10 protein-coding genes are annotated in these 13,675 nt (G+C 73.5%); 6 read left to right on the forward strand and 4 right to left on the reverse strand.

Annotated elements, in window-relative coordinates:
- The first annotated feature begins 35 nt into the window (after nt 1–35).
- From BMY40_RS14735 to BMY40_RS14755, 5 genes are all read left to right on the forward strand, one after another.
- A complete protein-coding gene (locus BMY40_RS14735; protein WP_281250780.1) occupies nt 36–1,532 on the forward strand; it encodes a rhamnulokinase in 1,497 nt (498 codons plus the stop codon).
- Nucleotides 1,523–2,329: a (Fe-S)-binding protein gene (locus BMY40_RS14740; protein ID WP_093659541.1), complete on the forward strand. Its 807-nt coding sequence runs from the start codon at nt 1,523–1,525 to the stop codon at nt 2,327–2,329. The genes BMY40_RS14735 and BMY40_RS14740 overlap by 10 nt, the downstream gene beginning before the upstream one ends.
- On the forward strand, nt 2,326–3,864 hold the full coding sequence (locus BMY40_RS14745; protein ID WP_093659543.1) for a lactate utilization protein B: 1,539 nt from the start codon (nt 2,326–2,328) through the stop codon (nt 3,862–3,864). Before BMY40_RS14740 ends, BMY40_RS14745 begins: the two co-directional genes overlap by 4 nt.
- On the forward strand, nt 3,861–4,514 hold the full coding sequence (locus tag BMY40_RS14750) for a LutC/YkgG family protein (protein ID WP_093659545.1): 654 nt from the start codon (nt 3,861–3,863) through the stop codon (nt 4,512–4,514). The genes BMY40_RS14745 and BMY40_RS14750 overlap by 4 nt, the downstream gene beginning before the upstream one ends.
- 126 nt (nt 4,515–4,640) lie before the next feature.
- Nucleotides 4,641–5,930 (forward strand): exo-beta-N-acetylmuramidase NamZ family protein, encoded by a 1,290-nt coding sequence (locus tag BMY40_RS14755; RefSeq protein WP_093659547.1) that lies wholly within the window; start codon nt 4,641–4,643, stop codon nt 5,928–5,930.
- Nucleotides 5,931–5,986: 56 nt separating this feature from the next.
- Here BMY40_RS14755 and BMY40_RS14760 read toward each other — a convergent pair whose 3' ends face one another.
- From BMY40_RS14760 to BMY40_RS14775, 4 genes are all read right to left on the reverse strand, one after another.
- Nucleotides 5,987–6,496, reverse strand: coding sequence for an O-acetyl-ADP-ribose deacetylase (locus BMY40_RS14760; RefSeq protein ID WP_093659549.1), 510 nt, complete (start codon nt 6,494–6,496; stop codon nt 5,987–5,989).
- A 90-nt stretch (nt 6,497–6,586) separates the two neighbouring features.
- A complete protein-coding gene (locus BMY40_RS27535) occupies nt 6,587–7,234 on the reverse strand; it encodes a LuxR C-terminal-related transcriptional regulator (protein WP_107436772.1) in 648 nt (215 codons plus the stop codon).
- A 305-nt stretch (nt 7,235–7,539) separates the two neighbouring features.
- Nucleotides 7,540–9,687: an aminodeoxychorismate synthase component I gene (gene pabB, locus BMY40_RS14770; protein WP_093659551.1), complete on the reverse strand. Its 2,148-nt coding sequence runs from the start codon at nt 9,685–9,687 to the stop codon at nt 7,540–7,542.
- A gap of 31 nt (nt 9,688–9,718) precedes the next feature.
- Nucleotides 9,719–11,209 (reverse strand): AMP-binding protein, encoded by a 1,491-nt coding sequence (locus tag BMY40_RS14775; protein ID WP_245770092.1) that lies wholly within the window; start codon nt 11,207–11,209, stop codon nt 9,719–9,721.
- 441 nt (nt 11,210–11,650) lie between these two features.
- On the opposite strand from BMY40_RS14775, the gene BMY40_RS14780 reads away from it, so the two are divergent.
- The coding region (locus BMY40_RS14780) for a condensation domain-containing protein (RefSeq protein WP_245770093.1) at nt 11,651–13,675 on the forward strand (2,025 nt) is incomplete at its 3' end.

Consider the following 13,675-nt stretch of genomic DNA (forward strand, 5'->3'; position numbering starts at 1 on the left):
GCAGGTCCAATCCCGTTCCCCCGCGAGGTCCCGCCGTGTCCCCTGCCCCACCGCCACGCACCCCCCTGTCCTTCGCCGCCGTCGACCTGGGCGCCTCCAGCGGGCGCGTCATGGTGGGCACGGCCGGGCCGGGCGTCCTGGAACTGCGCGAGGCGCACCGCTTCCCCAACCGTCCCGTCCGCGCCGGCGGCACCCTGTACTGGGACGTCCTCGGCCTGTACCGGGGGGTGCTGGACGGGTTGCGGAAGGCGGGCCGCGCCGCGCCGCGGGGGCGTCTGGCCTCGGTCGGTGTCGACTCCTGGGCCGTGGACCACGGGCTGCTGGACGCCTCGGGCGCGCTGCTGGGCAATCCGGTGCACTACCGCGACGGCCGTACGGCGGGGGCCGCCGAGCGGGCCGCGGCCGTGCTGCCGCCCGAGGAGCTGTACGCCGCCACGGGCCTGCAGTACCAGCCGTTCAACACCCTCCACCAACTGGTGGCGGCCCGCGGTACGCCCGCGCTGGAGGCCGCCCGGCGCCTGCTGCTGATCCCGGACCTGATCTCGTACTGGCTGACGGGCGAGGCGGGCACCGAGCTGACCAACGCCTCCACCACCCAGCTGGTCGACCCGCGCACCGGCGACTGGGCGCGGCCGGTGGCCAAGGCGTTCGGCGTCGATCTGTCGCTGTTCCCGCCGCTGCGGCGGCCGGGGGATCCGGCGGGCGAGCTGCTGGGCGAGGTACTGGAGGAGTGCGGGCTGGACGGACCGGTTCCGGTGACGGCCGTCGGCTCGCACGACACGGCCTCGGCCGTGGCGGGGGTTCCGGCGGAGAGCGGGCGGGCGTTCGCGTACATCGCCACGGGCACCTGGTCGCTGGCCGGTGTGGAGCTGGAGGCGCCGGTGCTCACCGAGGAGTCGCGCGCCGCGAACTTCACCAACGAGCTGGGCGTGGACGGCACGGTCCGCTATCTGCGCAACATCATGGGCCTGTGGCTCCTCCAGGAGTGTCTGCGCTCCTGGGAGGCCGAGGGGCTCGCGCCGGAGCTGGAGGCACTGCTGCGCGAGGCGGCGAAGGCGCCCGCGCTGCGCTCGGTGGTGGACGCCGGCGATCCGGCCTTCCTGGCGCCGGGCCGGATGCCCGCGCGGATCGCCGAGGCGTGCCGGCGCACCGGTCAGCCGGTCCCCCGCGATCCGGCCGAGACCGTCCGCTGCGTGCTGGACTCCCTGGCCCTGGCCCACCGCCGGGCGGTCGCCGACGCACAGCGGCTGTCGGGGCGGGAGGTGGAGGTGGTGCACATCGTCGGCGGCGGGGCGCGCAACGAGCTGCTGTGCCGGCTGACGGCCGACGCCTGCGGGCTGCCGGTGGTGGCGGGCCCGGCCGAGGCGGCGGCCTTCGGCAACGTGCTGGTCCAGGCGCGCGCGGCCGGCGCCGTGCGCGGCGACCTGGCGGCGCTGCGCTCCCTGCTGCGCGCCACCCGGCCGCTGCGGCACCATGAGCCCATGGGTGACCAGGCGGCCTGGCGTCGGGCGGAGGCCGCGGTATGCGGGTAGCGCTGTTCGTGACGTGTGTGACCGACACGCTCTACCCGGGCACCGGTCGGGCCGCTCTCGCGGTGCTGGAGCGGCTGGGGGTGGAGGTGGACTTCCCCCTCACACAGAGCTGCTGCGGGCAGCCCCAGTTCAACACCGGCTACCGGCGCGAGACCGAGCCGCTGGTGCGCCGTTTCGCCGAGGTCTTCCGCGGCTACGACCACGTCGTCACCCCGTCCGGCTCGTGCGCGGCGATGGTGCGCGAGAACCATCCGCGGATCGCCGCCCGGGCCTTCGGCGGCGGGGCGGCGGGGACGGCGGCCGAGGCGGCCGGGGTGGCCTCCAGGACGTACGAGCTGAGCGAGTTCCTGGTGGACGTGCTGGGGGTGACGGACGTGGGCGCGTACTACCCGCACACCGTGACCTACCACCCCACCTGCCACGGCCTGCGGACGCTGGGGCTGGGCGACCGGCCCCGGCGGCTGCTGGAGAACGTGCGCGGCCTGGAGCTGGTGGAGCTGCCCGGCGCACAGGAGTGCTGCGGTTTCGGCGGGACGTTCGCGGTGAAGAACGCGGCGGTGTCGGCGGCGATGGGCTCGGACAAGGCGCGCGGCATCGAGAGCACGGGCGCTCAGGCGGTGTGCGCGGTGGACAACTCCTGTCTGATGCACATCGGCGGCATCCTGGCCCGGCGTGGTTCCGCCGTCCGGCCCGTCCACCTCGCCGAGATCCTGGCCTCGACCGACGCCGGCACGGTGGTGGACGGCACGGCGGCGGAAGGCACGCCGGCGAACGGTACGGAGGAGGAGGCGCGATGAGCGGTGGGACGTTCCTGGGCATGCCCCCCTTCCCCGAGGCCGCCGCCGCGGCCGTCCGCGACACGCGGCTGCGCGGCAACCTGCGCCACGCCACCGGCACCATCCGCGCCAAGCGCGCGCAGGCCGTCGCCGAACTGCCCGACTGGGCACGGCTGCGGGCCGCCGGTGCGGCGATCAAGGACCGCACCCTGCGCCACCTCGACCACTATCTGGAGCGGCTGGAGGAGGCCGTGACCGCCGCGGGCGGCACCGTCCACTGGGCGGCCGACGCCGCCGAGGCCAACCGGATCGTCACGGAGCTGGTCCGCGCCACCGGCGAGAGCGAGGTGGTCAAGGTCAAGTCGATGGCCACCCAGGAGATCGGCCTGAACGCGGCCCTGGAGGCGGCCGGGATCCGTGCCTACGAGACCGACCTGGCCGAGCTGATCGTCCAGCTCGGCGACGACCTGCCCTCGCACATCCTCGTCCCCGCCATCCACCGCAACCGCGGTGAGATCCGCGACATCTTCCGCTCGGAGATGGGGAGTTGGGGACGCCCGGCACCGGACGGCCTGAGCGACGAACCGGCCGAGCTGGCCGAGGCCGCCCGGCTGCACCTGCGGGAGAAGTTCCTGCGGGCCAGGGTCGGGATCTCGGGCGCCAACTTCATGGTGGCCGAGACCGGCACGCTGGTGGTGGTCGAGTCCGAGGGCAACGGGCGGATGTGCCTGACCCTGCCCGAGACGCTGATCTCGGTGGTCGGCATCGAGAAGGTGGTGCCCACCTGGCGCGATCTGGAGGTCTTCCTCCAGCTCCTGCCCCGCTCCTCCACCGCCGAGCGGATGAACCCCTACACCTCGATGTGGACGGGCGCCGCGGACGCCGAAGGCGCCGACGGCCCGCGCGACTTCCATCTGGTGCTGCTGGACAACGGCCGCACCGACGCGCTGGCCGACACCGTGGGCCGCCAGGCGCTGCGCTGCATCCGCTGCTCGGCCTGCCTGAACGTCTGCCCGGTCTACGAGCGGGCGGGCGGACACGCCTACGGTTCGGCCTATCCGGGTCCGATCGGCGCGATCCTCACCCCCCAGCTGCGCGGCACGGCGAGCGGGCTGGACGCCTCGCTGCCGTACGCGTCCTCGCTGTGCGGGGCCTGCTACGAGGTCTGCCCGGTGGCCATCGACATCCCCCAGGTCCTGGTCCATCTGCGCGAGCGCGTCGTGGAGGGCGGCGAGGCGACGGTGCGCGGACGGCGCACGACCGTCCGTCCCGCCCGCGGGCACGCCGCCGAGCGCGCGGCGATGCGGGCGGCCCGCTGGGTCTTCGAGCACCCGGCGGCGCTGCGGGCCGGCCAGCGGCTGGCCTCCCGCACCAGGCGGCTGCACCCGCGCCGTCTGCCGGGGCCGGGCCGGGCCTGGACGGCGAGCCGCGAACTGCCCGAAGTGCCCGCCGAGTCCTTCCGCGACTGGTGGCGGCGCGAGCGGGGGGACGACGGCGGGGGACGGGAAGCCCGGGGGGAACGGGAAGCCCGGGGAGAACGGGGAGGCGACCGATGAGCGGCCGCGATGTGGTGCTGGGCCGGATCCGCCGCGCACTGCGGGACGTACCGCGCTCCGAGGCGCCGGACGACGTCCCCGTGCCCCGTGACTACGCGCGCGCCCACCTCCCGTCCGGGGCCGGGGCGGGCGGTGCGCTCGCCGGGCTGCTGGCGGAGAACCTGGCGGACTACCGCGCCGTGGTGCACCGCACCGGTGACGAGGGCCTGGCCCCGCTGCTGTGCCGTCTGCTGGCGGCGCGCGGCAGCGCCACGGTGCTGGTGCCGCCCGGTCTGCCGCCTCACTGGCTGAAGGCCGCCGACCCCGTCCGCGTCCACGACCGCGCCGCCGCCACCGCCCGCGAACTGGACTCGGTGGACAGCGTGGTGACCGGGTGCGCGGTGGCGATCGCGGAGACCGGCACGATCGTGCTGGACGGCGGCCCCGGTCAGGGGCGCCGCCGCATCACCCTGATCCCCGACCACCACATCTGCGTGGTGCGCGTCCCGGAGCAGGTGGTGGCGTCGGTGCCCGAGGCGCTGGAACGGCTGGATCCGGCCCGTCCGCTGACCTGGATCTCCGGCCCGTCGGCCACCAGCGACATCGAGCTGGACCGGGTGGAGGGCGTCCACGGTCCGCGCACCCTGGAGGTGGTCCTCGTCGAGGAGTGAGCCGGGGCACGGGCCGCCGGGCGGGCGCAACCGGGGCTGCTCCGTCGGGGCGCCGCCATTGCTCTGTACCTCTGCCACCGTGCGTGGCCCCTTGTCGCTCAGCGCGCCCGCGGCTAGCTTCCCCGCATGCCTTCCCGCCGATCACTCCTCGCCGGCGGCGCGGCAGCCGCGCTGGCCGCCCCGCTCCTGCCCTCCGCCTCCGCCACCGCCGCGCCCGGCGGCCGCTCCGGCGGCCAAGGCGTCGTTCCCGGCGCCGACGTCGCGGCCGCCCGCGGCTGGTCCATGCTGCGCGGCCGCAAGGTCGGTGTGATCAGCAACCCGACCGGCGTGCTGCGCGACACCGGGCACATCGTGGACTCCATGGCCGCGCGCAGTGAACTGGAGATCGTCGGGGTCTTCGGCCCCGAGCACGGTTTCCGGGGCAGTGCGCAGGCGGGCTCCTCCGAGCCGGAGTTCACCGACCCGCGCACCGGCCTGACGGTGTACGACGCGTACGGCGCGGGCGCGGCGAAGATGGCCGAACTGTTCACCAAGGCCGGGGCGGACACGATCGTCTTCGACATCCAGGACGTCGGCGTCCGCTTCTACACCTACATCTGGACCATGTACAGCGCGATGGTCGCCGCACGCTCCACCGGCGCCCGCTTCGTGGTGCTGGACCGCCCGAACCCGATCGGGCGGCGGGCCGACGGCCCGCTGATGACCGAGGAGTTCACCTCGGGCGTCGGCGCCGAAGTGATCATCCAGCAGCACGGGATGACGGTGGGCGAGCTGGCCCGCTACTTCAACGGCGAGCTGCTGCCGAAGGAGGGCGGGGGCGGGAAGGTGGCGGAGCTGGAGGTCGTGCCGGTGCGCGGCTGGGACCCGTACTCCACCGCGCACGACAGCGGCCTGCCCTGGGTGCCGCCCTCCCCGAACATGCCGACCGCGGACACCGCCGTGGTCTACGCCGGGACCGGCTACTTCGAGGGCACCAACCTCTCGGAGGGGCGCGGCACCACCCGCCCGTTCGAGTTCGTCGGCGCGCCGTACCTGGACCACCGCTACAGCGACCGGCTGAACGCCCGGAAGCTGCCGGGGGTCCGGTTCCGCGAGGGCTACTTCGTGCCGACGTTCGGCAAGCACACCGGCACCACCTGCGCGGGCGTGCAGATCCACGTCACCGATCCGCGCCGCTACGAGCCGATCCCCACCGCGGTGGCGATGCTGGTGGAGGCGCGCCGCCACGAGGACTTCGCCTGGCGCCAGGACTCCTGGGACACCAGGCGCCCGTTCTGGATCGACAAGCTCTCCGGCTCCCCCAGGCTGCGGGAGATGATCGACGCGGGCAAGGAGGTGGAGGAGATCACGGCGGCCTGGCAGGCGGAGGTGCGCGCCTTCGAGCGGGCGCGGCGCCCGTACCTGCTCTACACCTGAGACTCCCCGCGGGACGGGAGGCGGCCGGTCCGGTGCCCCGGCACCGGGCCGGCCGTTCAGCGCAGCTGCCCGGCGAACGCCTGGTAGGCCCGCTCGTCGAAGAGGACGAACCGGACCTCCTCGACCGCCGTCCGCGCTGCCCGGACCGTCCCCACCGAGATGCGCGCGGCGTCCTCCAGCGGCCAGCCGTAGACGCCCGTCGAGACGGCCGGGAACGCGACCGTCCGCGCCCCGAGTTCGTCCGCGACCCGCAGGGACTCCCGGTGGCAGGAGGCGAGCAGTTCCGAGCGGTCCTCGTCCGGGGTGAACACCGGTCCCACCGTGTGGATCACCCAGCGCGCGGGCAGCCGGCCGGCCGTGGTGGCCACCGCCCGGCCTGTCGGCAGGCCCCTGCCGTAGCGGGAGGCGCGCAGGGCCCGGCACTCGGCGAGGATCTCCGGGCCTCCCCTGCGGTGGATCGCCCCGTCGACGCCTCCGCCGCCCAGCAGGGAGGAGTTGGCGGCGTTGACCACCGCGTCGACGGTCTGCTCGGTGATGTCGCCCCGAACCGGTCGGATCCGTGTCATGCGGCCCTCCTCTCAACGGCGGGCGTCCCTGCCGGCGCGTACTCGCGGTGAGTCCGGGGTGGGACCGGGGGCGCGCTCGGGGCCGTGGGCTCACCGGTCGGCGTCGGCGAGTAAACCCATGCGGTAAGCGGTTCTCGCGGCCATGGTCCGGTTGGAGCAGTTCAGCTTGGACAGTATACGGCTGACGTGCCGCTTCGCGCCGTGCTCGGTGATGTCCAGCTTGAGGCCGATCTCCTTGTTGCTGAGCCCCATCGCCAGCAGCACCAGGGTCTCGCGCTCCCGCGGCGAGAGCGCGGGCGGCTGCATGGGGAGCAGCGGTTCGCGCAGCGCGGAGAGAGCGATGCGCCCCAGTACCGGAGGGAAGGGCATCTCGCCCCGGGAGAGGGCCTCCAGAGCCCTGCTCAGCGAGTCCTCGCTGAGTTCCTCGGTCATCATGAAGCCGTCGGCGGGGTAACGGGCGGCCCGTTCCAGAAACGTCGGGTCGGAGTCGCCGAGGACGACGAGGGAGGCGGCGCCCTCGGCACGGATCGCGCAGAGCGCCTCCTCCGTCGCGTCGTCGGGGCCGCGGCAGACGAGGACGACGAGTTCGGCGGAGCGTCTGCGCACCTCCGCGGCGGCGCTCATGCCGTCCGGGACGGACACGACCTCCGCGACGTCGTCCGTCTCGGTCAGGAGCGCCTCGATGCCTCTGCGCAGTACCTTCGGCCCGCCGGCCACCAGTACGTGCAGAGATGTCACCGGGCACAGGGAACACACTGCTGTAGATCTCATCCGACCCCCATATACACAGATGGAGCAGACGCCCACGGCCGGCGGAGCGCTGGGCGCCGGCCGTGGGCGACATGGGACGCGGCGGCGCCGTCCGGCCGTCCGGTGACGGCGCGGCCCACGGTCAGGTCAGCGGATGCGAGGGCGGCGACAGCGGCGGCCCTTCGTGTTCCCTCCGGTGCCTGCGGCTTCTGTGCATCGGGAACTCCCCCGTTCGCCAGGTCTTGGGACCGGCACAGGTTCGTACCTGCGTCGGTCGGTAACGGTCTAACTTGTTACCCGAACGCGGAGGATCGAACAATAATCTTGCTGCGGTCCGCCCCAGGCGTGTCGGAGGCGGCCAGCCCCCGCAGCGGAGCGCGCAGCTTCACCAGCATCTCCTCGTACTCGGCGGCCGGGTCCGAGTCGAGGACGACGGCCCCTCCCGCGCCGACGCCCAGGGCACCGCCGTGCGCCACGGCGGTGCGGATGACGATGTTCAGATCGGCTGCCCCGGTGAGACCGATGAAACCGAGGGCCCCGGAGTACACACCGCGCGGGCGGTCCTCGAGACGGCCGATGATCTCCATGGTCCGGAGCTTGGGTGCGCCTGTCATGGACCCCCCGGGGAAGCAGGCGCGGACGGCTCCCACCGGACCGACGCCGGGCAGGAGTCGTCCCCGCACGGTGGTGACGAGCTGGTGCACGGTGGTGTAGGACTCCACGTTCATGAAGGAGGGCACGTCCACACTGCCGATTCCGCAGACCCGCCCCAGGTCGTTGCGGAGCAGGTCCACGATCATCAGGTTCTCCGCGCGGGTCTTGGGCGAGGAGGCGAGCTCGTCCCTGGCCCGGACGTCCTCGGCCGGGTCACGGTGGCGCGGTGCGGTGCCCTTTATCGGCCTCGCCTCCGCCACGCCGTCCTCGCCGATCTTCAGGAAGCGCTCGGGGGACGAGCACAGCACGCGGGTCTCGCCGGCCTGGAGGTAGGCGGCGTACGGCGCGGGGTTGAGTGCTCGCTGGCGCAGGTAGAGGGCGAACGCGTCGCCGCGGAAGGGGATCCTCGCCTCGGTGGTCAGGCAGATCTCGTAGCTCTCGCCCGCGCGCAGCTCGTCCAGGCAGGCGCGGACACGTTCCAGGTACACCCCGCGGGGCGCCTCCAGCCACGCCTCGGGGTCCACCCCGTCCGCCGGCTCGGCCGGTTCGGCGCTCCGGTCGCCGCCCGGCCGGCGCCAGTCCGGTGCCCGTCGGGCGGCCTCGGCGAGCCACCGCCTCGCATCCGCGAGCCCCGCGGGCTCGTCGGGGCTCACGGCGACCAGCCAGGTGTGGTTCTCCTCGTGGTCGACGGCCAGGAACCGGGTGGCCGTCATCCACACCGCGTCCGGCGTGGACGAGGAACGGGCGTTGGGCGAACCGCAGTCGGCCTTCACCTCGTAGCCGAGGTAGCCGACGTAGCCGCCCTTGAGGTCGAAGGGGAGTTCGGGAGCGCGGGGAGCGGGGCGTTCGCGCGTCCGCCGGTCCAGGACGTCGAAGATGCCGCCGGGCAGCCGGCAACGGTGGCGCCCGTCCGCGTCGAGCACCTCCACGTGCCCGGTGCCCACGGCGTAGCGGAGCACCTCGCCCGACGGACCGTCCGGGTGGCCGGCGAAGGAGAAGCGGGCCGTCTCGGAGGAGGTCCGGCTGCTGTCGAGCCAGAAGGCGTACGGGCGGTCGGCGCACAGTTCCCGGAACGCCGTGCCGGCGTCGACGGCGTACGGCAGACGCACATGGTGCAGCGTCCACCGCGGGCGCCCGTCCGAGCGGATGCGGGGCTGTTCCGGGGCTCGGGCCGGAAGAGGCGACGGGGCCGGAAGAGGCGACGGGGCCCGGTGGGCCGCCGCCAGTTCCCGGAAGGTATCCAGCAGTTCGGCACCGTACTCGGTGGCTATGGACTCCGGGTGGAACTGCACTCCCCACCAGGGGCGGAGCCGGTGGTGGAAGCCCATGAGCACGCCGTCCTCGGCCCAGGCGTCGGCCTCGATGTCGCCGGGCAGGCCGGTGACGCACAGCGAGTGGTAGCGGACGGCCGTGAAACCCTGCGGAAGACCCGCGAACAGCCCCACTCCCCGGTGCTCCACCCGGGTCAGGTGCCCGTGCCGGGGACGGGGGGCGGGAATGACGCGGGCACCTGCCAGCCGGGCGAGTCCCTGGTGGCCCAGGCACACGCCGAGCGTCGGCAGGCCGCTCTCCCGCACCACGTCCAGGGCGCGCCCGGTGTCACGCGCACGCTGCGGGCGTCCCGGGCCCGGGGACACCGCGATCGCGTCGAAGCGGCCGGCGAGGGACGCCGTCAGCCGCGGATCGTCGTTGGCCAGTACGTGCGGCGGCGTGCCGTAAGTGCGGGCGAGAAGCTGGTAGAGGTTGAAGGTGTACGAGTCGTGGTTGTCTATGAGCAGTGTGCGCACAGGCCGCTTCCTCCGCTTCGGCACATGACGGTCACTCGGCCGGGCCCGGCCTGTTCCCCGCGGTCCGGCGCAGGACGAACCGGCGCAGCTTGCCGGTGGGGGTACGCGGCAGTTCGGGGACGAAGACCACGGACCGTGGCACCTTGTAGCGGGCCACCCGGCCGGTCAGCCGTCCGAGGAGTTCCTCCGTGCCGGGCGGCGGGACCGGTCCGTCCTCACGGGGGACGACGAAGGCCCGCAGCCTGGTCGCCCCGCGCTCGTCCGGGCACGCGGCCACCGCCGCCTCCAGGACTCCGGGGTGCTCCTGCAGTATCCGCTCGATCTCGTGCGGGGCCACGGTGATGCCGCCCACCATCTCGAGGTCGTCGGCACGCCCGCGGTGGACGTAGCTCCCGTCGGGCTCGCGGACCGCCAGGTCCCCCGTGTCCAGCCAGCCGTCCACGACCGTCTGCGCGGTCTGCCGCGGTTTGTTCAGGTAACCGGCCATCAGGGTCGGCCCCGCCACCCACAACCGCCCCTCGGCGCCCTCGGGAACGTCGCGCCCGTCCTTGTCGGCCAGGCGCAGCCGGTAGCCGTCGACGGGACGTCCGAGGGTGCCGACGCGGCCGGCCTCGACGGTGTTGGCGCAGAAGGCGTGCCCGGCCTCCGTCGAGCCGATCTGCTCCAGGACCGGGGCCCCCAGGAGCCCGCTCGCGCGTTCGGCCAGGGACGGGTTCAGTGACTCGCCGGCGGACACCGCTGCACGGACCGTCCGCAGGGACGCGGGGTCGCCCTCCGCGACCAGCTGGGCGTAGGAGGTGGGCACGCCGTACAGCAGCGTCACACCGTGGCGGGAACACGCCTCGCAGACATCGGCGGGGGTGGGCCGCCGGGGCAGGAGCACGGCGCTGCCGCCGGAGAAGAGCGGGAAGACGAAGGCGTTGCCGAAACCGTAGGCGAAGAAGAGCCTGGAGATCGACAGGGTGACGTCCCGCTCCCCGGCCCGCAGTGCCCCCCAACCGGTGGAGCGGTGGTAGTGGAAGGGGTCCCGGTGCCGGTGCACCGCCCCCTTGGGCTCGCCCGTCGTTCCCGAGGTGTACTGCACGTACAGGGGGGCGTCCGCCGGAAGGCGCGCGGGTTCCGTGCGGGGCGCCCGCGCCGCCTCGCGCAGCAGTTCCTCCCCGGTGAGGGCGGGGGCAGGGAAGCGGTCCGCGATTCCCCCGGGACAGAGGACGAGGGCGGGGTCGCTGTCGGCGGCCAGCCCGGCGTGCTCACCGGGGGCGAGGTCGGGGTTGACGAGCACGGCGACGGCTCCCAGCCGGGCGGCCCCCAGGAAGGCGACGATCCATGCGGAGCCGTCGTGCAGGGCGATCAGGACGCGGTCGCCGCGCCGCACCGAGTGGTGCGCCAGCACGGTCGCGGCGCGGGCGGCGGTGTCGTGGATCTCGCCGTGCGTCCAGGTCCGCCCGGGTTCGTGGAAGGCCGGGCGGAGCTGCCAACCCCGGCGTTCGGCAAGGTCGGCGAGTTCGGCGGCGAGATTCACAGCGGCCCTCCGGGGGACGGCCGGAGGGCTCCGGGCGTCCCGGTGACCCGCTCCGTGCCACCGCCCGGCCCCCACCGCGCCGGTGGGGAACCGAGGATCCGCGGGTCGTACCGGAACTGCGTCATGGCGAATCACCGATTCCTGCGTGATTGAAAATTGAAATGCACGGAACCCAGCAAGGACAACGGAACGGAAATTAGACATCCGGTCGCCCGCGGTCAAGTGCGCCTTCCGACTGCCCAACCGGCTACCGACCGGGGCGAAGAAACACCTCACACACCGCACCCACTTGAATACCCTTAGAATAAGAGCAGGTGAGAGCGGGTGAAATAACCATCCATGTACCCGTTCGGGTACCCCCGGACTAACCTTTCGGGTGCCTTCCCAGGGGACTTTCGCGCCGTATTGAAAGAGTCTTCTCGCCGTGCCAACGTAAATCGCATGCCGGACGGACTCCCCCTTGAAAAAGATGCGACGGAAACCCTGCACGGCAGCCGGTCCGATGTCCTGGAACTGGAACGGGCCGAAAATGCGGTGCGGACCTGCACGGAAACGGTCGGCGCCGTCTGCGCGCTGCGGACACACCACGGAGGCGGTCTCACTCTCCTGCTGGAGACCGGCCCCGGGCTCAGGGAGCGCGACTGGGCGGCGTGCGCACGTGACGTGGTCAGGACCATGGTGGCCGAGTGCGGGCTGGCGCCGGAGACCGTGGGTCTGGTCCGCGGAGGGGCACTCGCGGCGCCGGCCGGAGGGGAACCGGCGAACGCTTCCGCACGGCGGCGGGAGGTGCTGCGTCGCTACCGGTCCGGTGAGCTCGAACTGCTCCACCGCCACGACGCGGTGGGCCCCGCCCGGCCCTCCGGCTCCTCCTCCGCCGGCACCACCGACACCGCCGACATCGCCGGGCATCCCGTTCCCGCCGGGTCACCGGCCGCGCGGTCGGGCGGCCTGCCCGCACTGACCCTGGAGTCGATGCGCGAGGATGTCGCGCGCTCTGTGGGCGTCGCGCCTTCCGCCATCGGCGACGAGGACGACCTCGTCTACCACGGGCTGGACTCCATCCGGCTCATGCAGCTCGTCAACCAGTGGCAGCTCGACGCCCTGTCGCTGAAGTTCGCCGACTTCGCCGAGCGTCCCGTTCTCGCAGCCTGGTGGAAGCTGGTCACCGACCGGCGCGAACGGCCGGCCGGCGAGGAGGCCGGCCGGCCGGCGGACGGGCCGGCGGTCGACGAAAGCGAGCCCGTCGCCCTGACGCCCGTGCAGCACGCGTACTGGATCGGACGCCGCGACGACCAGGTGCTCGGTGGCGTGGCATGCCACTTCTACGTGGAGTTCGACGGCGACCCGCGCGCCCCGGTGGACCCCGGGCTCCTGGAGGGGTCCGTACGGGAGCTGATGCGCCGCCACGCGATGCTGCGGGCCAGGTTCCTGAACGACGGGACCCAGCAGGTGCTGGAGGATCCCGCCTGGCCCGGCCTCACGGTGCACGACCTGCGCGGAGCCGGCGAGGCCGAGGTGGAGCGCCATCTGGCCGAGGAGCGGGAGCGCCTCGCACACCGCCGTCTGGACGTGGACGGCGGTGTGGTGTTCGACGTTCGGCTGTCGCTGCTGCCCGAGGACCGCCACCGCATGCACGTCAACGTGGACCTGCTGGTGGCGGACGTGCTCAGCATCCAGATCCTCTTCCGCGACCTGTCGCGCATCTACCGGGCGGGCGGGGACGCCGACCGGGCCGGGCTGCCGGAACTCGGCTACGGGTTCCCCACCTACCTCGCCCGGGTGGAGGAGCGGCGCAGCGCCGACCGGGAACGGGCCCGGGAGCACTGGCACGCCCGCCTCCCCGACCTGCCCGGCGGCCCCCAGCTCCCGATTTCCGTCGAGCCCTCGTCGATCGCGGCTCCGCGCTTCCGGCGGCGCGACCACCGGTTGGACACACGGGAGCGGGCCGTGCTGGAGGAGCTCGCACGCCGACACGGGGCGACGGTCCCCGTACTGCTGGCGACGGCCTACGCCGAGGTCCTCGGCGCCTGGAGCACGGAACCACGCTTCCTGCTGAACGTCCCGCTGTTCGACCGCTCCGTGCTGGACCCCCACGTCGAGCACCTGGTGGCGGACTTCACCAACCTCGTACCGCTGGAGGTGGACCTGGGCTCCGAGACCGGGTTCGGGCAGCGGGCACTGGAACTGCAGGCCCGCCTGCGATCCGACATGGTCCATTCCGAGTACACCGGGGTGGAGGTCCTCCGCGACCTGGCGCGGTCACGCACGGACGGAGCCCCTCCCCCCTCGGTGGTGTTCACCAGCGCCGTCGGCATGGGCGATCTGGTCGGCCAGGAGACGCAGGAGGCGTTCGGCCGACTCGGCTGGATGCTCTCGCAGACGCCGCAGGTGTGGCTGGACCACCAGGTGATCGAGCAGGACGGCGGTCTGCTGCTGGTGTGGGACGCGGTCGAGGAACTCTTCCCG

This window comes from Streptomyces radiopugnans (assembly GCF_900110735.1).
Taxonomy (GTDB): Bacteria; Actinomycetota; Actinomycetes; order Streptomycetales; family Streptomycetaceae; genus Streptomyces; species Streptomyces radiopugnans.

What these genes read in the sequence shown, in the direction of transcription:
- BMY40_RS14740 (WP_093659541.1), top strand. Translation starts at nt 1,523, where the DNA reads ATGCGGGTAGCGCTGTTCGTGACGTGTGTGACCGACACGCTCTACCCG.
- BMY40_RS14745 (WP_093659543.1), top strand. Translation starts at nt 2,326, where the DNA reads ATGAGCGGTGGGACGTTCCTGGGCATGCCCCCCTTCCCCGAGGCCGCC.
- BMY40_RS14750 (WP_093659545.1), top strand. Translation starts at nt 3,861, where the DNA reads ATGAGCGGCCGCGATGTGGTGCTGGGCCGGATCCGCCGCGCACTGCGG.
- BMY40_RS14755 (WP_093659547.1), top strand. Translation starts at nt 4,641, where the DNA reads ATGCCTTCCCGCCGATCACTCCTCGCCGGCGGCGCGGCAGCCGCGCTG.
- BMY40_RS14760 (WP_093659549.1), bottom strand. Translation starts at nt 6,496, where the DNA reads ATGACACGGATCCGACCGGTTCGGGGCGACATCACCGAGCAGACCGTC.